The organism is Streptomyces sp. TAA040, from assembly GCF_000424845.1.
In genome coordinates this window covers 230742-254365 of record NZ_AUKR01000002.1, presented here as the reverse complement: position 1 = coordinate 254365, position 23624 = coordinate 230742, and the positions used below count along the sequence as shown (strand labels likewise).

Here is a 23624-nt window from a genome sequence, read left to right as displayed (position 1 = left end):
GGACGGTGGGGCGTCCGGGCGGACGGGGCCGTCCGGACGGGATGCGGGACGGGCGGGTCAGAACTCGATGCCGAGCGCCCATCCGCCGAGCAGCATCACCGTGCCGGTGATCAGCACCATGCCGATGATGTTCAGCCACAGTCCGGCCCGGACCATCTGCGGCATCGTCACGTACCCGGTGCCGAACACGATCGCGTTGGGCGGTGTGCCGACCGGCAGCATGAAGCTGCAGGTGGCGGCGAGCGCGGCCGGTGCGAGCAGCAGCAGCGGGTCGAGGCCGATGCCCACCGCCACGCCGCCGAGCACCGGCAGGAAGGTGGAGGCGGTGGCGGTGTTGCTGGTCAGTTCGGTGAGAAGCAGGATGATCAGGCAGACTGCGGCGATCAGGGCCACGGTGGGCAGTGAGCCCAGCCCGCTCATCCGGGTACCGATCCAGTCGCTCAGCTCGGTGTCCTGCACTGCCCTGGCCAGGCTCAGCCCGCCGCCGAACAGCAGCAGCACGCCCCACGGGATGCCGGCCTGGGCGGTGCGCCAGTCCATCGTCTGGAGCACGCGCCGCTTGAGCGAGACGGGGATGAGGAACAGGGCGACGACCGCGGTGATGGCGACCGCCTCGTCGGTGAGGTTCGCGGCGAAGGGCAGCACCGAGGTCAGTGCGGACCAGCCGGTGATCGGCTCCTTGAACACCCACAGCAGGGCGGCCGACACGAAGACGACGAGTACGTTCCACTCACCCCGGGACATCCGGCCGAGCTTGTCGATCTCCTCCTGGATGACCTTCCTCCCGCCGGCCACGTCGGTGAGTCTGGTCGGGTAGGCCACCCTGGTGAGGAACAGCCAGGCGATCACCAGGAAGACCGCGGCGAGCGGGACGCCGACCTTCATCCAGTCGGCGAAGGCGATGGTGATGCCGTAGTTCTGCTCGACGAAGCCGCTCATGATCAGGTTCGGTGGGCTGCCGATGAGCGTCCCGAGGCCGCCGATGGTCGCGGCGTAGGCGATGGCCAGCATCAGGCCTGTGGCGAAGTTCTTGGTGTCCTTGTCCTCCGCCAGGTCCGAGACCGGGCCGCCCTCGGTGACGACGGCCTCCGGGCCGGCGCTCTCGGTGCCTTCCCCGTCCGCGCCCTTGGCCCCGCCGGACTGCCGGGCGAGGACCAGGGCCAGCACACTCGTGCCGATCGGCAGCATCATCAGCGTGGTCGCGGTGTTGCTCACCCACATGCTGAGGAAGGCGGTCGCGACCATCACACCGAGGATCAGCTGCCTGGGCTTGGTGCCGATCGCCCGCATGGTGAGCAGGGCGATGCGCCGGTGCAGGTTCCACTTCTGCATCGCCAGCGCGATCACGAAGCCGCCCAGGAACAGGAAGACGGTCGGGTGCGCGTACGGCGCCGTCGCCTCGTCGATCGCCAGGACACCGAGCAGCGGGAAGGCGACGATGGGAACCAGCGAGGTCACCGCCAGCGGCAGCGCCTCGGTCATCCACCAGACCGCGACCAGCACCACCACGGCGGCGGTCGTGCGGGCGCCGGTGGACAGCGCGTCGTCCTGCGGCAGCAGGAAGTACGTGAGGAGCGCCAACGCAGGACCGAGCGCCCGGCCGATCCACACGCGGCGCGAGGACAGAAGCGTCTCGTCCGCTCCTGGTCGCTGCCCGGCCGAGGACTTCGCTCTCTCCTCGGACTGCTGGGTGTCCGTCGCCATGACCTTCCCTCCGAAACCTTGCGGCTACTTCGCTGTAACCGGTGTGGTGGGGAATGTGGCACGGCTCACCATCGCTGTCGCGCTTTTGTTCTTAACGGTCGCGGACGCGCGGCGCGTCCGGGGCGGCCACCGCTCGCGGCGGCCGCCCCGGACGGCGCCGGGCCTCCTCACTCCCGGTCGGAGGCGTCCAGCCGGAAGCCCAGTTTCATGCCGACCTGGAAGTGCGCGACCTGACCGTCCTCGATGTGCCCGCGGACCTGGGTCACCTCGAACCAGTCCAGTCCGCGCAGCGTCTCCGAGGCGCGGCCGACGCCGTTGCGGATCGCGGCGTCGACGCCCTCGTGCGAGGTGCCGACGATCTCCGTCACCCGGTAGGTGTGCTCGCTCACGGGGTGCCTCCCTGGTATGTGCGGTGCTGTGCGGCTCGGTGCCGTGCGGGTGGTGCTCCGGCGGTGCGGGGCCCGGGGAACCGGACCGCCCGGGGCGCGGACGGTCCGGTTCCACGGTGCCCCGGCTCCGCCGCTTCCGCACCCCGCGGGGCGCGGAAGCGGCGGCGGGCGGTTGCTTCCGGGCGCGGCACCCGGGCGGGCGGGTCAGGCCTGCCGGAGCCAGAGCGTGGCCAGCGGAGGCAGCGTCAGGGCGATCGAGGACGGACGGCCGTGGGCGCCGACCGGTTCCGCCGCCACCGGCTCGCGGTTGCCGACGTCGCTGCCGCCGTATGCCAGCGCGTCGGTGTTCAGCACCTCCCGCCAGGACGCGGCTCCGGGCGAGGAGGCCGGCACCCCGAACCGGTAGTCGTGCCGGACCACCGGCGAGAAGTTGCTCACCGCCAGCAGCGGGGAGCCGTCCGCGCCGTACCGCAGGAAGGCGAAGACGTTGTCCTCGGCGGCGTCGCCGCAGACCCAGGCGAAGCCGCCCGGGTCGGTGTCCCGCTCCCACAGGGCGGGGGTGCCGGTGTAGCGGCGGTTGAGGTCCCGTACCAGGTCGCGTACCCCGCGGTGGTCCGCCGCCGCGGAGTACGAGGGGTCCAGCAGCCACCAGTCGGGCCCGTGCGTCTCCGCCCACTCGGCACCCTGAGCGAACTCCTGTCCCATGAAGAGCAGTTGCTTGCCGGGATGGGCCCACATGAAGCCCAGGTAGGCCCGGTGGTTGGCGCGCTGCTGCCACCAGTCGCCCGGCATCTTCGAGACCAGCGCCCGCTTGCCGTGCACCACCTCGTCGTGCGAGATGGGCAGGACGTAGTTCTCGGAGTGGGCGTACACCATCGAGAAGGTCATCTCCCCGTGGTGGTACCTGCGGTGCACCGGCTCCTTGGCCATGTACTCCAGCGAGTCGTGCATCCAGCCCATGTTCCACTTCAGGCCGAAGCCCAGGCCGCCGAAGCCGCCGGGGCCGACGTGGTGGGTCGCGCGGGTGACGCCGTCCCAGGCGGTGGACTCCTCGGCGATGGTGACGACTCCGGGGCAGCGGCGGTAGACCGTCGCGTTCATCTCCTGGAGGAAGGCCACCGCGTCCGGGTTCTCCCGGCCGCCGTGCTCGTTCGGGCTCCACTGGCCGTCCTCGCGGGAGTAGTCCAGGTAGAGCATCGAGGCGACGGCGTCCACCCGCAGGCCGTCGATGTGGAACTCCTCGCACCAGTACACCGCGTTGGCTACCAGGAAGTTCCGCACCTCCTTGCGGCCGTAGTCGAACTCCAGTGTCCCCCAGTCCGGGTGCTCGGCCCGCTGCGGGTCGGGGTGCTCGTACAGCGGGGAGCCGTCGAAGCGGGCCAGCGCCCACTCGTCCTTCGGGAAGTGCGCCGGGACCCAGTCGACCAGCACCCCGATCCCCGCCCGGTGCAGGGACTCCACCAGGAACCGGAAGTCGTCCGGGCTGCCGAGCCGGGCCGTCGGCGCGTACAGGCCGGTGACCTGGTAACCCCACGAGCCGCCGAACGGGTGCTCGGCCACCGGCATCAGCTCCACATGGGTGAAGCCAAGCTCCTTCACGTAGGCGGGCAGCTGCTCGGCGAGTTCCCGGTACCCCAGCCCGGGGCGCCAGGACGCCAGGTGCACCTCGTAGACGGAGAACGGTGCCGCGTGCACCGGCCGTGCACTGCGGTCGGCCATCCACGCGTCGTCCTGCCACCGGTGGGTGGAGGTGTGCACCATCGAGGCGGTGGCAGGGGGGCACTCGCCGCGCCGCGCCATCGGGTCGGCCCGCATCGAGTGCCCGCCGTCGGCCCGGCACACGTCGAACTTGTAGAGCGCGCCGTCGCCGACGCCGGGCAGGAACAGCTCCCACACCCCGCTGGAGCCCAGCGAGCGCATCGGGCAGGCGGTGCCGTCCCAGTGGTTGAAGTCCCCGGCGATCCGCACGCCCAGCGCCTGCGGGGCCCAGACGGTGAACCGGGTACCGGCCACGCCCTCGTGGACCATGGGCCGGGCGCCGAGCGCGTGCCAGAGCTGCTCGTGCCGGCCCTCGCCGATGAGGTGCAGGTCCGTCTCGCCCAGCGCGGGCAGCAGCCGGTAGGCGTCGTCCGTCTCCAGCACGTCGTCCGGGCCGTAGCGCACCCGCAGCCGGTGGGGCGGGACGGCGTCCAGCGGCAGCACGCCGCCGAACAGCCCGTCGGCCTCGCTCAGCAGCGCGGCCCGCCCGCCGTCCGGCAGCAGCACCTCGACGGATTCCGCATAGGGCCGCAGGGCCCGGAACAGTACGCCGTCCGGGCCGGGGTGGGCGCCGAGGATGCTGTGCGGGTCGTGGTGCTCGCCGTGCAGCAGCCGGCGGCGCTCGACGGCGTCCAGCGGCGCCGCCGGACGCGCCTGGCGGGTCTCGGGGGCAGCGGCCCTGCGCGGTCCGGGCGCGGTGGCGCGCGGGGGCGACGCGGGGACGGAGGGGCGGAAGGTTTCCGGTACCTCGGAACGGGCGGTCACGGGACGGTACTCCCTGGGGTCGGGGGTGGTGCCGGTGCGGCGGACGGACGGCGGCTGCGGACAGCCGCGGAGGATCGGCGGACGGGGGCGCCGGACGGCGGCCGCGCGGCCGGGCCGCAGGGGCAGGCGCGGGCGGTCGGACGGGGCCGGGGGCGCGGCCTCATCCGCGGGTGGCGAGCCGCTGGGCGGCGGCCAGCGGGATCGGCAGCCAGTCCGGCCGGTGCCGGGCCTCGTACAGCACCTCGTAGACGGCCTTGTCCGTCTCGTAGGCGCGCAGCAGCGCGGCCTGCTCGCGCGGGTCGCTCCCGGCCGCCTCGGCGTATCCCGCGCAGTACGCGGCCCGGTTGGCGGCCGCCCAGCGGCGGGCCTGGGCCCCTGTCCCGCGCTGGCAGGCGGCGTAGTCGAAGGAGCGCAGCATTCCGGCGACGTCGCGCAGTGCCGGTTGCGGGCGGCGGCGTTCGGCGAGCGGCTTCGCCGGCTCGCCCTCGAAGTCGATCAGCGACCAGCCGCCCGGCAGGCCGGGGCCGGTCGGACCGAACAGGGCCTGGCCCAGGTGCAGGTCGCCGTGGACGCGCTGCACCGGGCAGCTCCCGCCGTCCCGGGCCAGGGCGGCCACCGCGTTGAACGCCTGCTCCAGTCCGGCGCGGCAGGAGCGCAACTGCGGGACGGCGGCCGCGACCGCCGCCAGCCGCTCCGTCATCCGCCCCGCCTCCTCGGCCAGGGGCGCCCCGCGCAGTTCCGCGGTGGGCAGCGCCTCGGCCAGTGCGGTGTGCACCTCGGCGGTGGCGCGGCCCAGGCCCCGGGAGCCGGCCGTGAAGTCCGATCCGTCGCGGAGTGCGGACAGGGCCAGCTCCCAGCCGTCGCCGGTGCCGGGCAGGAACGGCTGCAGGACGCCGAGTGTGACGGGGACGGGGTCGGCGGTCTCGAACCAGGCCAGCGGCGCGGGCACCCGGGTACTGCCGGTGCGGGCGAGCGCCAGGGGCAGTTCGAGGTCCGGGTTGGGCCCCGGGCTCACCCGCCGGAAGAGTTTGAGGATGCAGGAGTCCCCGTAGACCACAGAGGAGTTGGACTGCTCCGCCCGGAGCGGACGGGGCCGCAGGCCGGAGCCGATGGTGCCGCCCGGCTCGCGGACGAACCGCAGGGCGCCGAGCCGGCCGGGCGCGCGGAGGCGTTCCAGCAGCACGCCGGTCAGCCGGCCGTCGGGTACCGCGTCGTAGAGCGAAAGGCCGCGCAGCGGGCCGGCCGCCACCCGGCCGAGCAGCGCCGGGGCGAGCGCGGGCGGCAGCACCTCTCGCACCCCGAGCAGGAGTTGGTAGCAGTCGCTGCCCGACCCCTGCCGGGTGCGCACCAGCAGGTGCAGCAGGCCCGGCGTTCCGTCGCCGGAGCAGGGCAGCAGTTCGGTGGCCGAGGCGAGGGCCAGGCCGTCGAGCGGGCGGCCCTTCCCCGCGTACCAGCGCTGCCCGGGCAGCCACTGGCGCAGCAGCGGGGCGAGCGCACGCATCAGAGCGGGCTCCGCCGTTTCGGCGACGGCGACGCGGGGTGCGGAACCTTCCGGCGTGGCGGTCATGACGTCCTTCCCCCGGGCACACGAAAAGTACGCAGAGTGTCCCGGAATGCGGCAACGGCTGTCCGGCTGTGCGGGACGTGTTGAGGGGAGATCGACCGTGCGGCGGTGCTTCACTGGGCCACACGGGTGGTGCTGAGCAGTGCGGGCCGCGCGAGTGCTTCTAAGCGTGCCCGCCGAGGTCCGGTGGTAACCGGCCGGACCGCGGCGGGCACCCCCGTCGGGCTATCCGAGGGGTCTGACCGCCGTCGGCGGCTGCGGCACCGCCTCCTTGCGCAGCCGGAACCAGTAGAAGCCGTGCCCGGCGAGCGTGAGCAGATAGGGCAGCTCCCCGATGGCGGGGAAGCGCACCCCGCCGATCAGTTCCACCGGGTGCCTCCCCTGCCAGGGCGCCAGTTCCAGTTCGGTGGGCTGCGGGAAGCGCGAGAAGTTGTTCACGCACATCACCAGGTCGTCACCGCCGTCCGGCAGTCTGACCTCCCGCAGGAAGGCCAGCACCGCCGGGTTCGACGAGGACAGCTCGGTGTACTCGCCGAGTCCGAAGGCCGGGTTCTGCTTGCGGATCTCGATCATCCGACGGGTCCAGTGCAGCAACGAGGAGGGGGAACTCATCGCCGCCTCCACGTTGGTGACCTGGTAGCCGTGCACCGGGTCCATGATCGCCGGCAGGAACAGCCGCCCCGGGTCGCACGACGAGAAGCCGGCGTTGCGGTCCGGCGTCCACTGCATCGGGGTGCGCACCGCGTCCCGGTCGCCGAGCCAGATGTTGTCGCCCATGCCGATCTCGTCCCCGTAGTAGAGGATCGGGGAGCCGGGCAGCGACATCAGCAGCGCGGTGAACAGCTCGATCTGGTTGCGGTCGTTGTCCAGCAGGGTGGCCAGCCGCCGGCGGATGCCGATGTTGGCCCGCATCCGCGGGTCCTTGGCGTACTCCGCGTACATGTAGTCGCGTTCCTCGTCGGTGACCATCTCCAGGGTCAGCTCGTCGTGGTTGCGCAGGAAGACGCCCCACTGGCAGCCGGACGGGATGGCCGGAGTCTTGGCCAGGATCTCCGAGACGGGGTAGCGCGACTCCCGGCGCACCGCCATGAAGATCCGCGGCATGACCGGGAAGTGGAAGGCCATGTGGCACTCGTCGCCGCCCTTGGCGTAGTCGCCGAAGTAGTCGACGACGTCCTCCGGCCACTGGTTGGCCTCGGCCAGCAGGACGGTGTCCGGGTAGTGGGCGTCGATCTCCGACCTGACCCGTTTGAGGAAGTCGTGCGAACGCGGCAGGTTCTCGCAGTTGGTGCCCTCCTCGGCGTACAGGTACGGGACCGCGTCCAGCCGGAACCCGTCGATGCCGAGGTCGAGCCAGAAGCGCAGGGCGGAGATCATCTCCTCCTGGACCCGGGGGTTCTCGTAGTTGAGGTCCGGCTGGTGCGAGAAGAACCGGTGGAAGTAGTACTGCTTGCGGACCGGGTCGAAGGTCCAGTTGGACTGCTCGGTGTCCACGAAGATGATCCGCGCGTCGGCGTAGCGCGTGTCCTCGTCGTCCCAGACGTAGAAGTCGCCGTAGGGGCCCCCGGGGTCCTTCCGGGACTGCTGGAACCACTCGTGCTGGTCACTCGTGTGGTTCATGACCATGTCGATGATGACCCGGATGCCGCGCTGGTGGGCGGCGTCCACGAACTCCACGAAGTCGGCGAGGTCGCCGAACTCCGGGAGCACCGAGCTGTAGTCGGCGACGTCGTAGCCGCCGTCGCGGAGCGGTGACTTGAAGAAGGGCGGCAGCCAGAGGCAGTCCACCCCCAGCCACTGCAGGTAGTCGAGCTTGGCGGTGAGGCCTTTCAGATCGCCGACACCGTCGCCGTTGCTGTCCTGGAACGAACGCACCAGGACTTCGTAGAAGACGGCCCGCTTGAACCATTCAGGATCGCGGTCCTTGGCGGGCGTGTCCTCGAAGGTGTCGGGGACGGGCTCATTGACGCTCATCAAAGGGTGACCCTCCGGTCGGTGAGGACGGTCGCAGGGTCAAGACGTGCGCCGGGGCCGGAACATCGGCTCTGCCGGACTCCAGGCGCACGTAGTTGTCCCTGCCCCAGTGGTAGGTCTCGCCGGTGAGCTCGTCGCGCACCGGAAAGGGTTCGGCGCCACTTTCCTGCGCAGGGGTCAGCCCCGACGCCTGTAGTGCCGCCATGTCCAACGACACCGTCGCCTCGTGGGTGTGGTGGGGGTCCAGGTTCACGACCACCAGCACTGAGTCGGGGTACGGCACGTTGCTGCGCTTGGAGTAGGCGATGATCTGCTCGTTGTCGGTGCGGTGGAAGTGCAGCCCCCGTAGCTGCTGGAGCGCCGGATGCCGACGGCGCAACCTGTTGAGGGTGGTGATCAGCGGAGTGAGGGACCGACCCTCGCGGTCCGCGGCCTCCCAGTCCCGGGGACGGAGCTGGTACTTCTCCGAGTCCAGGTACTCCTCGCTGTCCGGGCGCACCGGGGTGGACTCGAAGAGTTCGTAGCCCGCGTAGACGCCCCAGGCGGGCGACAGGGTCGCCGCCAGCACCGCCCGGACCCCGAAGGCGGCCCGGCCGCCCTCCTGCAGGTAGGCGTGCAGGATGTCCGGCGTATTGACGAAGAAGTTGGGACGCATGTACGAGGCCGTCTCACCGGAGAGCTCGGTGAGGTACTCCGTCAGCTCCTGCTTGGTGTTGCGCCAGGTGAAGTAGGTGTAGGACTGCTGGAAGCCCACCTGGGCCAGGGTCCGCATCATCGCGGGGCGGGTGAAGGCCTCGGCCAGGAAGAGGACGTCGGGATCGCTCCGGTTGACGTCGGCGATCACCTTCTCCCAGAACACCACCGGTTTGGTGTGCGGGTTGTCGACGCGGAAGATCCGCACGCCCTTGGACATCCACAGCCGCAGCACCCGCAGCGTCTCCGCCACCAGGCCGGCGAACGCGCGCGGATCGCTGTCGAAGTCGATCGGGTAGATGTCCTGGTACTTCTTCGGCGGGTTCTCCGCGTAGGCGATGGTCCCGTCGGCGCGCGTGCGGAACCAGTTCGGATGCTCTTTCACCCAAGGGTGGTCGGGGGAGCACTGGAGCGCGAAGTCGAGCGCCACCTCCATCCGCAGCGCACGGGCCCGTTCGATGAAGTGGGCGAAGTCGGCGAAGGTGCCGAGCTCCGGGTGGATCGTGTCGTGCCCGCCGTCCGCCGAGCCGATCGCCCACGGCGAGCCGACGTCGGACGGGTCCGCGGAGAGCGTGTTGTTGGGGCCCTTGCGGTACGCCTCGCCGATCGGGTGGATCGGCGGCAGGTACACCACGTCGAATCCCATCGCCGCCACGGCCGGCAGCCGTTCGGCGGCCGTGCGCAGGGTCCCTGGGACGAGCCGCCCTGCGTCGTCGGTCCGCGCGCCCTCGGAGCGGGGGAAGAGTTCGTACCAGGAGCCGAACAGGGCTCGCCGCCGCTCCACGTTGAGCGGCAGCGCCTTGGAGGCGCTGACGAGTTCGCGCAGCGGGTGGCGGTCCAGCACCTCCCGCACCTGCGGGGTGAGGGCGGCGGCGAGCCGGGCGGCGACCGGGCGGTCGGTGGCACGCAGCGCGTCCACCACCTCCAGCACCACCGCCCGGCCCTCGCTCTTGGGCACGTCGGCGGCGGCCCGCTCGTGCAGGGCCGCCCCCTCGGTGAGGGTCAACTCGGTGTCCACGTCCGCGGGGAGCTTCACCGAGGCGTGCTGCCGCCAGGTGGCCAGCGGATCGCTCCAGGCCTCCACCGAAAAGGTCCACCGTCCCTCCACCTCGGGGGTGATCTCCGCGACCCAGCGGTCGGTGCCGGGGGCGGCCTCGTGCATCGGGATCCAGGGGCCGCCGCGGCCCGTCGGGTCGCGCAGCACCACGTTCGCGGCCACCGCGTCGTGCCCCTCCCGGAAAACCGTGGCGGAGACCTCGAAGGTCTCACCCACCACGGCTTTCGCGGCTCGCCGTCCACAGTCGACGAGCGGCTGGACGTCCAGGACGGGGATTCGACCGATCATGGGCTCACCTGGGGTTGGTACCGGGGGTTTCCTTCTTTGTATCCGCTCCGCCGGCTGATGGCTGGTTGCGGGCATGACCGCTCCTGTCCGGGTTCACTCGGCTGGGGGTCTCGCGAGGGCGCAGGAACGGAGCCTGCCCATCCGCCGGGGGCGCTTATTCCGGCATCAGGTGAACTACTCGTACGTAGCTGCGACGTCACGCGGGCGGGCGATATCCGTTCCCGGGACGCCCGGGCGCGCCGCTCGGCCGTCCGGGGTGCGCATATCCCGTAGTAGTACGACGAATGAGCACCATGCTGCCCTGTCCGCCTGCCCCCGAGGCGCTGAGCGAAGCCCCGATCCCCGCGAAGAGGGCGGCGCGGAGGGGCGCGCGTGAGAATTCCGAAACTTTCCGGAAGTGCGCCGGAATCGCGGCCGTACGGCGGAGGGGGAACCGTGCGCGGGTGAATGGCGGGCGTGCGGTCCGGCGACTGGCAGCCGAACAAAGCAGGTGACCGGTAAACCCGTCGAACCGGAAAGCGGATGAGCCGAAGAACCTCCGGATCGGAGAAGACCGGGCAAGGGGAAACCACGAAAGATCGAAAACGCGCGGAAAACGCCGAGGGATCGGCGAAGACCCCCGGAGAACGGCCGGACGCCGCTACCTTCGTGGGGTGAAGGCCATTCGTCGCTTTTCGGTGCGTCCCGTCCTGCCCGAGTCCCTACGACCGCTCAGCGACCTGGCGCGCAACCTGCGCTGGTCCTGGCACCCCGAGACCCGCGAGCTGTTCCGGTACGTCGACCCCGCCGGCTGGCAGGCCTGCGGCGCTGACCCACTGCAACTGCTCGGCACCCTCTCGGCCGACCGCCTCGCGGAACTCGCCCGCGACCGCGGGTTCCAGCGGCGGCTCGCCGTCGCCGCCGGCGACCTGCACGACTACCTGACCGAACCGCGCTGGTATCAGCAGGCGGAGGGGCCGCTGCCGGAGGCGGTCGCCTACTTCTCCCCGGAGTTCGGCATCACCGCCGCGCTGCCCCAGTACTCCGGCGGGCTGGGCATCCTCGCCGGCGACCACCTCAAGGCCGCCAGCGACCTCGGCGCCCCGCTGATCGGCGTCGGACTCCTCTACCGGCACGGCTACTTCCGCCAGTCGCTCTCCCGGGACGGCTGGCAGCAGGAGCGCTACCCGGTCCTCGACCCGGACGAACTCCCCCTGGAACTGCTCCGGGAGCCCGACGGCACCCCCGCCCAGGTGGTCCTCACCCTGCCCGGGGGCCGCGCGCTGCGCGCCCGGATCTGGCGCGCCGCCGTCGGCCGCGTCCCCCTGCTGCTCCTCGACTCCGACGTCGAGGAGAACGGCAGCGCCGAACGGAACGTCACCGACCGTCTCTACGGCGGTGGACGCGAGCAGCGCCTCCTTCAGGAGATGCTGCTCGGCATCGGCGGGGTCCGCGCCGTGCGCGCCCACTGCCGCCTCGGCGGCCACCCCGCCCCCGAGGTCTTCCACACCAACGAGGGGCACGCCGGATTCCTCGGACTGGAGCGGATCAGGGAGCTCGGGGCCGAGGGCGTCGGCTTCGACGCCGCGCTGGAGTCCGTACGGGCCGGCACGGTGTTCACCACCCACACCCCGGTGCCCGCCGGCATCGACCGCTTCGACCGCGACCTCGTGGCCCGGTACTTCGGAGAGGAGGGCGAGCTGCCCGGCGTCCCCGTCGACCAGGTGCTCGAACTCGGCCGGGAGACCTACCCGGGCGGCGCGCCGGAGCTGTTCAACATGGCCGTGATGGGCATGCGGCTCGCCCGGCGCGCCAACGGCGTGTCCACACTGCACGGCCAGGTCAGCCGGCAGATGTTCGCCGGCCTCTGGCCCGGCTTCGACCCGGAGGAGGTGCCCGTCACCTCCGTCACCAACGGGGTGCACGCCCCCACCTGGGTCGCTCCCGAGATCACCGCGCGCACCCCGCGCCTGCCGGACGGCGAACTGGGGGAACTGCGCCGCACCCTGCGCGAGCAACTGGTCCAGGAGGTACGGCAGCGGCTGCACGACTCCTGGCGGCAGCGCGGCGCGGCCCGCGCCGAGCTGGGCTGGGTCGACCAGGTCCTCGACCCCGACGTGCTCACGGTGGGTTTCGCCCGGCGGGTGCCGTCCTACAAGCGGCTCACCCTGATGCTGCACGATCGGAAGCGGCTGACCGAACTGCTGCTCCACCCCGAGCGCCCGATCCAGCTCGTCGTCGCCGGCAAGGCCCACCCGGCCGACGACGGAGGCAAGCGGCTCATCCAGGAACTCGTCCGGTTCGCCGACGACCCGAAGGTGCGGCACCGGATCGTCTTCCTGCCGGACTACGGGATGGGCATGGCCCAGAAGCTCTACCCGGGCTGCGACGTCTGGCTGAACAACCCGCTGCGCCCGCTGGAGGCCTGCGGCACCAGCGGGATGAAGTCCGCGCTCAACGGCGGCCTGAACCTCTCGGTGCTCGACGGCTGGTGGGACGAGTGGTACGAGCCGGACTTCGGCTGGCCCATCCCCACCGCGGACGGCTCCGCCGCCGACGAGGAGCGCCGGGACGCCATCGAGGCCGCCGCCCTCTACGAGGCGCTGGAGCAACAGGTGGCCCCCTGCTTCTACGACCGTCCGGAGCGCTGGCTGGACATGATCCGGCAGACCCTGCGCCGCCTCGGCCCCCGGGTGCTCGCGGACCGGATGGTGGGAGAGTACGTGCAGCGGCTCTATGCGCCGGCCGCCCGCGCCCACCGGGAACTCGGACCGGAGTCTGCCGCCGAGCTGGCCCGCTGGAAGGCCCGTGTCCGGGAGCAGTGGCCGCAGGTCGCGGTCGACCACGTGGAGGCCGCGGGACCGGCCACCGACTCGCTCGAACTCGGGGCGGCGCTCTCCCTGCGGGTACGGGTGCGCCTCGGCTCGCTGGAGCCCTCCGAGGTGGAGGTGCAGGCCGTCGCCGGACGGGTGGACCCCTCCGACACCCTCACCGACCCGGTGCAGGTGCCGCTCAAGACCACCGGCGGGCGGGACCTGGAGGGGCGCTGGCTCTTCGAGGGCCCGCTGGCGCTGGACCGCACCGGTCCGTTCGGGTACACCGTGCGGGTGCTGCCCGCCCACCGGCTGCTGTCCGACGGCACCGAGCTGGGACTGGCCGCCGTACCCGCGGAGAGCGGCGCCGCCGACGAGGCCGCCGGCGTCCTGCTGCGCTGACGCCGCCCGCGTCTTGTGCCCGCCCCCGCCGGGGGCGGGCACGGAATGCGGGGCGCCCGCCCGGGCCGGGGCGCCCCCCGTGCCCGGCGGGGCCCGGCGTCAGCGCACGCTCTGCCGCCAGGCCTCGTGCAGACGGGCGAACTCCCCGGACCGCGCCACCAGCTCCTGCGGGGTGCCGTCCTCGACGACCCGCCCGTCCGCCATCACCAGCACCCGGTCGGCGATCTCCACCGTCGACAGCCGGTGCGCGATGACGACCGCCGTCCGGCCGCGCAGCACGGTGTGCATGGCCTCCTGGACCGTCCGCTCGCCCGGGACGTCCAGTGAGGAGGTCGCCTCGTCCAGGATCAGCACCGCCGGGTCGGCCAGCAGCGCCCGGGCGAAGGAGACCAACTGCCGCTGCCCGGCCGAGATCCGGCCGCCCCGCTTGCGGACGTCGGTGTCGTAGCCGTCGGGCAGCGCGGCGATGAAGTCGTGGGCCCCGATCGCCTTCGCTGCCTGCTCCACGTCCGCACGCTCGGCGTCCGGTCGGCCGATCGCGATGTTCTCGGCGACCGTGCCGGAGAACAGGAACGCCTCCTGAGTGACCATCACCACCCCGCGACGCAGGTCGGTCGACGACAGCTCGCGCAGGTCCGTGCCGTCCAGCAGCACCCGGCCGGAGCTCGGATCGTAGAAGCGGGCCAGCAGCTTGGCCAGGGTGGACTTGCCCGCTCCGGTGGCGCCGACCACCGCCACCGTCTGCCCTGCGGGGATCCGCAGCGAGAACCGGGGGAGCACCTCGTCGCCGGTGCGGTAGGTGAACCGCACCTCGTCGAAGAGCACCTCGCGACCGGGACGGCGCGGCGCACGCTCCGGCAGCTCCCGCGGCTCGGCGGCCTCCGGAACCCCCGGCTCCTGAGCCAGCAGGCCGGCGATCTTCTCCAGCGAGGCGGACGCCGACTGATAGGAGTTCAGGAACATGCCCAGCCGGTCGATCGGGTCGTAGAGCCGGCGCAGATAGAGCACCGACGCGGCCAGCGCCCCGAGCCCGAGCCCGCCGTCCGCCACCCCGTACGCGCCCCACAGCACGATGCCCGCCACCGCCGCGTTGGCGGTGAGCCGGGAGGCCACCACATAGCGGGCCATCTCCAGGATGGAGTCGCCGTTCACCCGCAGATGGCGGCGGTTCAGCTCGCCGAAGTCCGCGTCGTTCGCGCGCTCCCGGCGGAAGGACTTCACCGGGCGGATGCCGTTCATCGTCTCCGCGAACTTCACGATCACCGCGGCGATGGCGGTGGACCGCTTGCGGTAGACCCGCATCGACCGGCGGCGGAAGTTGCGCACCAGGGCCAGCAGCGGCACGAAGGAGGCGATCGCCGCCGCGCCGAGCCCGAGATCCAGGTAGAGCAGCATCGCCGAGATGTAGAACACCGAGAGGGCGACCGTCAGCAGCTCCTGGAGGCCCTCGTCCAGCAGTTCGCGCAGCGCCTCCACGTCGGTGGTCGCCCGCGAGATCAGCCGGCCCGAGGTGTAGCGGTCGTGGAAGTCGACGCTGAGCACCTGGGCGTGCCGGTGAATCCTGCTGCGCAGCTCCAGCAGCACGTGCTGGCTCAGCCAGGCGGCCAGCCGGACGAAGCAGTACTGGAGCGTGCCCCCGAGCAGCGCGCACCCCAGATAGGCGCCCGCCACGAGCAGCAGCGGGCCCCAGTCGTCCGCCCGCAGCGCGGGTACGCCGCGGTCGATGGCGTAGGCGACCAGCAGGGGGCCGACCTGCACCACCGCCTGCTGGAGCAGCAGCGCGAGCGCCGCGATGCCCACCCGCGGGCGGTGGGGGCGCAGCAGCGAGCCCAGCAGCCGCCGCGGGGCGTCGGGCGGCGCGGGCAGGGCGTCCCGGTCGAAGGCGTCCGTCGCTCCACCCGTCGGCTCCCCGGCCGGCGGGGCGGCTCCCGCGGTGCCGCGCGGGGCGGCCGCGGGGGCCCTGGCGCCGGGGCCCCCGGCGCGGTCCTTCGGACCGGACGGGTCGGTCGTGGTGGTCACCGCTCCTCCTCGTGGGCGTCACCGGACATCAGGTGCCGGTACTCGGCGCTCTCCCGCAGGAGTTCGTGGTGCGAGCCGACGGCGGTGATGCGGCCCCCCGACAGCATCGCCACCCGGTCGGCCAGCAGCACCGTCGACGGCCGGTGCGCGATCACCAGCGCGGTCGTCGTCGTCAGCACCTCGCGCAGGGCGGCCTCCACCCGCGCCTCGGTGTTCACGTCCAGCGCCGACAGCGGGTCGTCGAGCACCAGGAACCGCGGTCGGCCCACCACCGCGCGGGCCAGCGCCAGACGCTGCCGCTGTCCGCCGGACAGGCTCAGCCCCTGCTCGCCGACCTGGGTGTCCACGCCGTGCGGCAGCGCGGACACGAAGCCGTCCGCCTGGGCGATCCGCAGCGCCCGGTGGAGGTCCTCCTCCTCGGCGCCCGCCGCGCCCATCAGGACGTTCTCCCGGACCGTCGCGGAGAACAGGGTCGGTTCCTCGAAGGCGACCGCGACCTTCGCGCGCAGCGCGTCGGTGCTCAGCGTGGCGATGTCGGCGCCGTCCAGCACGATCCGGCCGCCGGTCGTCGGGTGGAGCCGCGGCACCAGGGCGCTGAGGGTCGTCTTGCCGCTGCCGGTGGCTCCGACCAGCGCCATCGACTCGCCCGGCGCGATGTGCAGGTCCACGCCGTCCAGCACCGGCGGTGCGTCCGCCGGGGCGTCCGGGTACCGGAACCGGACCGAGTCGAACCGCAGGCCCCTGCCGTTGCCCGCGCCGTCCCGGGCCACCGGGGGTGCGGCCGGCCCGGCGTCGAGCGGGGTGTCCCGGGGCGCGGGGGCGTCCAGCACCTCGAAGTACCGGTCGGTGGCCGTCGCCGCCTCGTTGCTCATCGCCAGCAGGAAGCCGATGGACTCCACCGGCCACCGCAGGGCGAGCGCCGTGGTCAGGAAGGCGACCAGGGTTCCGGCCGACAGCTCGCCGTCCGCGACCTGCACCGTGCCCAGCACCAGGGCGGCGCCCAGCGCCAGCTCCGGCAGTGTCACGATCAGCGCCCAGATGCCCGCGAGCAGCCGGGCCTTGCGCAGCTCGGTGCCGAGCAGCCTCCCTGACAGGGCGCGGAACGCCCGCGTCTGGCTGCGGTGCCGGCCGAACCCCTTGATGATGCGGACGCCGAGCACGGCCTCCTCGATCACGGTCGTGAGGTCGCCGAGCTGGTCCTGCGCCTTCCTGGCCACCAGGGCGTAGCGCTGCTCGAAGAGCGAGCACAGCAGCACCAGCGGGAGCACCGGTAGCAGCACCACGAGGCCCAGCGTCCACGCCTGCGACAGCAGGATCACACAGCCGACGACGATCGTCACGCCGCTGACGACCAGGAAGGTCAGCGGGAAGGCGAGGAACATCCGGAGCAGCTGGAGGTCGGTGGTGGCGCGGGAGAGGAGCTGACCGCTGGCCCACCGGTCGTGGAACGCCACCGGCAGCCGTTGCAGGTGGCGGTACAGCGCGCCGCGCATGGCCGCCTCCACCCCGGCCAGCGGGCGGGCGACCAGCCACCGGCGCAGGCCGAACAGGGCGGCCTCGGCGATCCCGACGGCCAGCAGCACCCCGCCGCCCAGCCACACCCCGCCGGTGTCCCGGGCGGCGACGGGGCCGTCCACCAGCCACTTCAGCACGAGCGGGATGAGCAGCCCCGTGCAGGAGGCCAGGACGGCGACGAAGGCGGCGGAGAACAGCCGGACGCGGACCGGCCGCACGAACGGCCACAGGCGCAGCAGCGAGCGCACCGCCGAACGCTCCCCGCCGGGGCCTTCGGACGCGGCGCCGGACGGGCCCCCGGCCGGGGTGTCGGACGGGTCGGGCGCTTCGGCGGGCGGCCGGACGGCGGGTTCGGCGGGGGGTTCGGTGACGGCACTCATCAGCACCGAGACTACGGTTCGCCACTGACAGAGTTCACCGGGTTCTTCGACGTAGGTCCCCGGACCGAGAGCCGCCCCCGCGCGGCCCGGGGACGCCCTTCCCCCGGCGCGCGCCGGGGCACGCCCCTGCGGCGGTCATGCCGCTGCCCCGCCCCGGTCGGCGCGCCACAGCAGGACGCAGCGCGGCGGCACCGGGACGGTGTCCCCGGCCCGGTGCACCGTGCCGGGCGCCTCGCCCTGGTCCTCGCGAGAGGTGTCCACGACCAGCTCGTAGCCGTCCGCCCACGGCCCTCCCGGCAGAAGGAAGGAGAGGGGCGCGTTCCCGGCGTGCAGCAGCACCAGGAAGCTGTCGTCGGTCACCGGGCGGCCCACGGCGTCGCGCTGCGGGATGTCGCCGCCGGAGAGGTAGAGCGCGAGCGTGCTGCCGGGGGTGTACCAGTCGGCCTCCGCCATCTCCCGGCCGTCGGCGGTGAACCAGGCCAGGTCGCGGAGCCCGTCGCTCCCGTTGGGGCGGCCGGAGAAGAAGGCCCGCCGACGCAGCACCGGATGGGCGCGGCGCAGCCGCACCAGGCGGGCGGTCAGCTCGAACAGGGCCTGCCAGGCCGGGTCCTCCAGCAGCGACCAGTCCACCCAACCGGTCTCGTTGTCCTGGCAGTAGGCGTTGTTGTTGCCGTGCTGGGTGCGCCCCATCTCGTCCCCGGCGACGAGCATCGGCACACCCGTGGACAGCAGCAGCGTGGTCAGCAGGTTGCGCAGCTGGCGCCGCCGCAGCGCGTTCACCTCCGGCTCCGCGGTCTCGCCCTCGGCGCCGCAGTTCCAGGAGCGGTTGTCGTCGGTGCCGTCCCGGTTCTCCTCGCCGTTCGCCTCGTTGTGCTTCTCCTGGTAGCTGACCAGGTCGCGCAGGCTGAAGCCGTCGTGCGCCGTCACGAAGTTGATCGAGGCGTAGGGGCGCCTGCCGCCCCGGGCGTAGAGGTCGCTGGAGCCGGCCAGCCGGTAGCCGAGGTCGCGGACGTCGGGCAGCGCGCCGCGCCAGTAGTCGCGCACCGCGTCCCGGTAGCGGTCGTTCCACTCCGTCCACAGCGGGGGAAACGCGCCCACCTGGTAGCCGTCGGAGCCGACGTCCCAGGGTTCGGCGATCAGCTTGACCCGGCGCAGCACCGGGTCCTGGGCGATCACCGCGAGGAACGGGGACAGCATGTCCACGTCGTGCATGGAACGGGCCAGCGCGGCGGCGAGGTCGAAGCGGAACCCGTCCACACCCATCTCCTGCACCCAGTGGCGCAGCGAGTCGGTGATCAGCCGGAGCACCTGCGGCTGCACGACGTGGAGCGTGTTGCCGCAGCCGGTGTAGTCGGCGTAGCGGCGCGGGTCCTCGCCGAGGCGGTAGTAGCCGCGGTTGTCGATGCCGCGCAGCGACAGGGTGGGGCCCAGCTCGCCGCCCTCGGCGGTGTGGTTGTAGACGACGTCCAGGATCACCTCGATGCCGGCGGCGTGCAGGGCGCGGACCATCCTCTTGAACTCGCCGACCTGCCGGCCGCGGGTCCCGGTGGCGGCGTAGCCCGCGTGCGGGGCGAAGTAGCCGACGGAGCTGTAGCCCCAGTGGTTGCGCAGCCCGCGGCGCAGCAGGTGGTCCTCGTGGGCGAACTGGTGCACCGGGAGCAGCTCCACCGCGGTGACGCCCAGCCGGGTCAGGTGCTCGACGGCGGCCGGGTGCGCCAGTCCGGCGTACGTCCCGCGCAGTTCCTCGGGCACTCCCGGGTGCCGCATCGTGAAGCCGCGGACGTGCAGTTCGTACAGGACCGTGTCGGCCCACGGGGTCTTGGGCCGCCGGTCCTCGCGCCAGTCGTCGTCCGGCGGGTCGTCGGGGCCGCCGGCGGCGTCGCCCTCGTGGACGACGACGCCCTTCGGCACGCAGCGGGCCGAGTCGCGGTCGTCGCGGACCGTGTCGGCGAGCTCCTGCTGGGGCCAGTCGCGGACGTGGCCGTAGACCTCGGGCGGCAACGCGAACTCGCCGTCCACGGCACGCGCGTACGGGTCCAGCAGCAGCTTGGCCGGGTTCCAGCGGGCGCCCGACCACGGGTCCCAGCGGCCGTGCACCCGGTAGCCGTAGCGCTGGCCGGGACGGACGCCGGGGAGGAAGCCGTGCCAGATCTCGTGCGTGAGCTCGGCCAGCGGATACCGCGTCTCGGTGTCCTCCTCGTCGAAGAGGCAGACCTCCACGGCCTCCGCTCCGCCGGCCCACAGGGCGAAGTTGGTGCCCGCCGTCCCCTCGGGCCCGGCGCGGTAGCGGGCCCCCAGCGGTTGCGGGCTGCCCGGCCACACCGGGACGGCGGACGGGGAGCGGTCCGGCGCGCGGGGGGAGGGACGGCCGGCGCTCCGGGCGGGTGCGCCGGGCGCCGCCCGCGCCCGGTGCGCGGCGGCGCCGCGGGCGGCGCCACCGCCCGCGGGCTCCGGCGGGAGGCCGGTGAGCGGCCCGGCGGGGTCCGTCACGGGTGCACCGCCGGACGGGGGAGCGGCAGGCTGCGAGGATGCGGCGGGGCTGGGCAGGGCATGGGTCAGCCTCCTGCGGCTCGCTGGGCGGTTCCGGGCCGGGGCCGCCGTCGGACGGGAGGCCCTGGGGCGTCCGGCGTCCCGTGCCGTGCGCCGCCGTCACCGTTCTCGGGGGATTCTTCCCGCCCGGCCGTTCTCCTCACACGCCCGAGCGGCTCGTTCGCCGGTCACGGGAGCGTCCCGGGGCGCACGCCGACATCGACGCCCGCCGGTCGGCGTTCCCAACCGCCCCCGTCCTCGGCCCTCTTGCCGGGCGTTGCCGGCTCCCGCAGACCGCCGCCGGCCGAAGCGGCGAGCACGGACGCGCGGTTCCGCGCGCGGCCGTTCGGGTGAACCCCCGCCGGCCGCGTCGGCGCCGCTGGTAGGGGAAGGAACGGTGACATTCCCGGGGAGCCCACCGGGAGGACTCTGTGGGTTTCCGACCGGGACGATGCAGGTGACGCGGGCAACGGGACGTGCCGCACGCGGGCAGCGCGCGGAGACACCACCGCGCTGCTGGGCACGGCCCTGCTGGTCACCGCGTGCAGTGGCGGCGGGGGCCCTGCCGCGCAGGGCGACGGCGCGGACGGCGCCCGGGAGGCGAGGGGCGGCGCCTCGCGGGCAGCGGGGCGAGGTTAACGGGCGTTACCCTGCCGCCATGACTGTGAACCTTGAGGTAGCCGACGGCGTCGGGACCATCCGGCTGGACCGCCCGCCGATGAACGCGCTCGACATCGCCACCCAGGACGGCCTGCGCGACCTCGCCGCCGAGGTGGCGCACCGCGACGACGTGCGGGCCGTCGTGCTCTACGGCGGGGAGAAGGTGTTCGCCGCCGGAGCGGACATCAAGGAGATGCGCGCGATGGACCACGCCGCCATGGTGGGCAGGTCCCGCGGGCTCCAGGAGGCCTTCACCGCGGTGGCCCGGATCCCGAAACCGGTCGTCGCCGCGGTGGCCGGCTACGCGCTCGGCGGCGGCTGCGAACTCGCCCTGTGCGCCGACATCCGGATCGCCGGGGAGAACGCCAGACTCGGGCAGCCGGAGATCCTGCTCGGGCTGATCCCGGGAGCCGGCGGCACCCAGCGGCTGGCCCGGCTGATCGGGCCCTCCCGGGCGAAGGACCTCATCTTCACCGGCCGGCAGGTCAAGGCGGAGGAGGCGCTCGCCCTGGGCCTGGTGGACCGCGTGGTCCCGGCCGCCGAGGTGTACGCGCAGGCGCACGCCTGGGCCGCGCAGCTCGCCGCCGGCCCGGCGCTCGCGCTGCGGGCGGCGAAGGAGGCCGTCGACCACGGCCTGGAGACCGACATCGACACCGGTCTCGCGATCGAGCGCACGTGGTTCGCCGGGCTGTTCGCGACCGAGGACCGGGAGACCGGGATGCGCAGCTTCGTCGAGGACGGCCCCGGCAAGGCCGTCTTCCGCTGATCCCGTCCCGCCGGCCCCGCCCGTCCGTCCCCGCGGCGGGGACGGGGCGGCGGGGACCGGTCACAGGAAGTGCCGGAGCGGGTAGACGGCCGCCTCCTTGGCCCGCTGCACCAGCGAACGCCGCTTCCAGCGTCCCGGCTTGATGTGCACGCTCGCCGTCAGGTCCTCGTCGAAATGCCGGTCCAGCTCGGCGGTGAGCCCCTCGTCCAGCACGGTGAGCATCACCTCCTCGTCGTGGCCCAGGGAGCGCCGGTTGAAGTTCGTCGAGCCGACCAGGGAGGCGACTCCGTCGACGGTGATCACCTTCGCGTGCATCATCGTCGGCTGGTACTGGTAGATCCTCACCCCGCAGGCGAGGAGCTCCTCGTAGTGCTGCTGACCGGCGATCAGGCACACCCGCTTGTCGGTGTGCGGTCCGGGCAGCAGGATCTCCACCCGCACCCCGCGGCGTGCCGCCGCGCACAGCAGCTCGACGAAGTAGGTGTCGGGCGCGAAGTAGGCCGTGGCCAGCCGAAACCTTTCCTCGGCCGATTTCAGTACCACCCGGATCAGCGTCTGCATGTCCTGCCAGCCGAAGCTGGCCGAGCCGCGCACCACCTGGATCACGGCGTCGCCCGGGGACTCGTGCTCGACGAACCGGTCGCGCTCGTCGAAGAGCGCGTCGTCGCACTCGGCCCAGTTCTGCGCGAACGCGGCCGCGATGCCGTCCACCGCCGGGCCGCGCACCTCCACGTGGGTGTCCCGCCACTCGTTCTCGTTGCGGGCGTCGCCGCACCACTCCTCGGCGATGCCCACCCCGCCGGTGAACGCCACCCGCTCGTCGATCAGGAGCACCTTGCGGTGGCAGCGGTGGTTCTGCTTGAGGGGGGAGAGGTGGAGCGGCTTGCGGAACCAGGCGATGTGCACGCCCGCGCGCTCCATGGCCGCCAACTGGTCCTTCTCGATCGGTCTGCTTCCGAACCCGTCCAGCAGCAGCCGCACCCGGAGCCCGGCCTGCGCCCGTTCCGCGAGCGCGTCGGCGAACTGGGCGGCTATGTCGCCCTTCCAGTACACGAAGGTCATCATGTCCACGGTGTGCTCGGCGGACCGGATGCGGTCGAGCATCGCCGCGAAGATCTCGTCGCCGTTCCGCAGTACGTCGACGCTGTTGCCCTCGGTCGCGGCGATGCCGATGAGGCGCTCCAGCCGGCGCCGTATCCGCATGGCGCGCTCCGCCATCATCGGGGAGGACACCGGTCCGGTCGCCTCGGTGCGGTCGGCGGAGACGGCCGACCCGGTCGGGTCCTGGGTACTGGTCACGTGATCACCTGGCCGGCGGTTGCTCGACGGATACGAGCCGCGCGGACCCGTCCGGCGCGAGTCGGCGCAGCGTGCCGACTGTACCCGCACGGCCCCGGCGCACCCCGGGGCCGCCCGGCCCGGCGGCCCCGGGGTGCTTCCGGTCGCGGCCGGTGCCGCGGCCGGAAGCGGGGAGCAGGTCGCGAGCGACGGCGCGACCGGAAGCACCTCCGGGTGCTGGTGCCCGGCGGCAGCGGCGGCCGGCACCGGTGTCGCCGGAAGCAGTGGCGGCAGTGGTGATCGGCCGTCCCGTCGGCGGGGGCGCACTCGTTCGGGTGTCCGCGCGGCGTCCGGACGCCTTAGCCCAGCCTTAACGCAGCCTTAAGCGGTGACCGGCCCCTCGTCACTGGTGATCATTCGAGTACGGGATGTCATCGCAGGTGGGCGCGACGGAATCGAACGGCGGCTGCCGTCGGCATATGCGGCGACCCCGCTCGGTAGTCGTCCGCGGGCCCGAGCAATTGCACCGGACCGCCCACGGAGTGGGCGAAATCACGTCATGATGGAGCCATGGCGGGACTGGGAGACACGGCATCGCGGTTGCCTGCGCGCGGGGGAGCGGCGGCGGGAAGTGCCCTTGATCTGGTCGGCGACCCGAGTCTGGACGAGGTCCGCCTCCCCAACCGTCCCGAGTCCGCCGCCACCGCCCGCCGCCTCACCGAGGCCGTGTTCCGGGACAACTGGCGGCTGCCGGCCCAGCGCACCGAGTACGGAGTGTTACTCGTGTCCGAGCTCGTGGGCAACGCCGTCCGGCACACCGGGGCCCACACGTTCGGTCTGCGGATGTTCCGCCGCCGGGACCGGGTGCGGATCGAGGTCCGCGATCCGTCGCGCGGACTGCCCTGCCTGATGCCGGTGCAGGAGATGGACACCAGCGGCCGGGGCCTGTGGCTCGTGGAACGCCTGTCCGACCGCTGGGGCGTGGACCTCCTGCCCCGCGGCAAGACCACCTGGTTCGAGATGCGCACCACCGACCAGTGAGCGCGGCCCCTGCCGTCCGGTCCTTCCGGCGCGCCACCGCCCGGTGGGCC

13 protein-coding genes are annotated in these 23624 nt (G+C 73.0%); 3 read left to right on the top strand and 10 right to left on the bottom strand.

Annotated elements, in window-relative coordinates:
* Positions 1–57: 57 nt before the first annotated feature.
* The 6 genes from H300_RS0103130 to H300_RS0103105 all read right to left on the bottom strand — a co-directional run bounded on the left by H300_RS0103130 (position 58) and on the right by H300_RS0103105 (position 10192).
* Positions 58–1704 carry a DASS family sodium-coupled anion symporter gene (locus tag H300_RS0103130; RefSeq protein WP_028426268.1) on the bottom strand — a complete coding sequence of 549 codons (1647 nt, stop codon included), beginning with the start codon at positions 1702–1704 and terminating at the stop codon, positions 58–60.
* Between the two features lie 167 nt (positions 1705–1871).
* Positions 1872–2093: a dodecin gene (locus H300_RS0103125; protein ID WP_028426267.1), complete on the bottom strand. Its 222-nt coding sequence runs from the start codon at positions 2091–2093 to the stop codon at positions 1872–1874.
* Between the two features lie 204 nt (positions 2094–2297).
* Entirely contained in the window at positions 2298–4616 is a 2319-nt protein-coding gene (gene glgB / locus H300_RS0103120) for a 1,4-alpha-glucan branching enzyme (protein WP_199779121.1), read from the bottom strand.
* Between the two features lie 160 nt (positions 4617–4776).
* Complete coding sequence (locus H300_RS0103115; RefSeq protein ID WP_028426265.1) at positions 4777–6183, bottom strand: maltokinase N-terminal cap-like domain-containing protein; 1407 nt, start codon at positions 6181–6183, stop codon at positions 4777–4779.
* Positions 6184–6405: 222 nt separating this feature from the next.
* Positions 6406–8154, bottom strand: a complete 1749-nt coding sequence (gene treS, locus H300_RS0103110) for a maltose alpha-D-glucosyltransferase (RefSeq protein WP_028426264.1) — start codon at positions 8152–8154, stop codon at positions 6406–6408.
* The gene (locus H300_RS0103105) at positions 8141–10192 is read right to left on the bottom strand and encodes an alpha-1,4-glucan--maltose-1-phosphate maltosyltransferase (RefSeq protein ID WP_028426263.1); all 2052 of its coding nucleotides are present in this window, start codon (positions 10190–10192) and stop codon (positions 8141–8143) included. The genes treS and H300_RS0103105 overlap by 14 nt, the downstream gene beginning before the upstream one ends.
* Before the next feature lie 653 nt (positions 10193–10845).
* Here H300_RS0103105 and glgP point away from each other — a divergent pair.
* Positions 10846–13386 carry an alpha-glucan family phosphorylase gene (glgP, locus tag H300_RS0103100; protein ID WP_028426262.1) on the top strand — a complete coding sequence of 847 codons (2541 nt, stop codon included), beginning with the start codon at positions 10846–10848 and terminating at the stop codon, positions 13384–13386.
* A 99-nt stretch (positions 13387–13485) separates the two neighbouring features.
* Here the strand turns inward: glgP and H300_RS0103095 are convergent, their stop codons facing one another.
* From H300_RS0103095 to glgX, 3 genes are all read right to left on the bottom strand, one after another.
* Positions 13486–15405, bottom strand: a complete 1920-nt coding sequence (locus tag H300_RS0103095) for an ABC transporter ATP-binding protein (RefSeq protein WP_028426261.1) — start codon at positions 15403–15405, stop codon at positions 13486–13488.
* Positions 15402–17300: an ABC transporter ATP-binding protein gene (locus tag H300_RS0103090; protein ID WP_051269423.1), complete on the bottom strand. Its 1899-nt coding sequence runs from the start codon at positions 17298–17300 to the stop codon at positions 15402–15404. The genes H300_RS0103095 and H300_RS0103090 overlap by 4 nt, the downstream gene beginning before the upstream one ends.
* Before the next feature lie 135 nt (positions 17301–17435).
* Positions 17436–19790, bottom strand: coding sequence for a glycogen debranching protein GlgX (glgX, locus tag H300_RS24655; protein ID WP_078515675.1), 2355 nt, complete (start codon positions 19788–19790; stop codon positions 17436–17438).
* A gap of 697 nt (positions 19791–20487) precedes the next feature.
* Between glgX and H300_RS0103080 the strand changes: the two genes are divergently transcribed.
* On the top strand, positions 20488–21255 hold the full coding sequence (locus tag H300_RS0103080; protein ID WP_028426259.1) for an enoyl-CoA hydratase-related protein: 768 nt from the start codon (positions 20488–20490) through the stop codon (positions 21253–21255).
* A 60-nt stretch (positions 21256–21315) separates the two neighbouring features.
* Here the strand turns inward: H300_RS0103080 and H300_RS0103075 are convergent, their stop codons facing one another.
* Positions 21316–22476, bottom strand: coding sequence for a cardiolipin synthase B (locus tag H300_RS0103075; protein WP_051269421.1), 1161 nt, complete (start codon positions 22474–22476; stop codon positions 21316–21318).
* Between the two features lie 627 nt (positions 22477–23103).
* On the opposite strand from H300_RS0103075, the gene H300_RS0103070 reads away from it, so the two are divergent.
* Complete coding sequence (locus tag H300_RS0103070) at positions 23104–23574, top strand: ATP-binding protein (protein WP_037978944.1); 471 nt, start codon at positions 23104–23106, stop codon at positions 23572–23574.
* The last annotated feature ends 50 nt before the right edge of the window (positions 23575–23624 follow it).

Bases quoted from the DNA above. Each gene is read 5' to 3' on its own strand.
- H300_RS0103130 (WP_028426268.1), bottom strand. From the start codon at position 1,704: ATGGCGACGGACACCCAGCAGTCCGAGGAGAGAGCGAAGTCCTCGGCC.
- H300_RS0103115 (WP_028426265.1), bottom strand. From the start codon at position 6,183: ATGACCGCCACGCCGGAAGGTTCCGCACCCCGCGTCGCCGTCGCCGAA.
- treS (WP_028426264.1), bottom strand. From the start codon at position 8,154: ATGAGCGTCAATGAGCCCGTCCCCGACACCTTCGAGGACACGCCCGCC.
- H300_RS0103105 (WP_028426263.1), bottom strand. From the start codon at position 10,192: ATGATCGGTCGAATCCCCGTCCTGGACGTCCAGCCGCTCGTCGACTGT.
- H300_RS0103090 (WP_051269423.1), bottom strand. From the start codon at position 17,300: ATGAGTGCCGTCACCGAACCCCCCGCCGAACCCGCCGTCCGGCCGCCC.
- H300_RS0103080 (WP_028426259.1), top strand. From the start codon at position 20,488: ATGACTGTGAACCTTGAGGTAGCCGACGGCGTCGGGACCATCCGGCTG.
- H300_RS0103075 (WP_051269421.1), bottom strand. From the start codon at position 22,476: ATGATGGCGGAGCGCGCCATGCGGATACGGCGCCGGCTGGAGCGCCTC.
- H300_RS0103070 (WP_037978944.1), top strand. From the start codon at position 23,104: ATGGCGGGACTGGGAGACACGGCATCGCGGTTGCCTGCGCGCGGGGGA.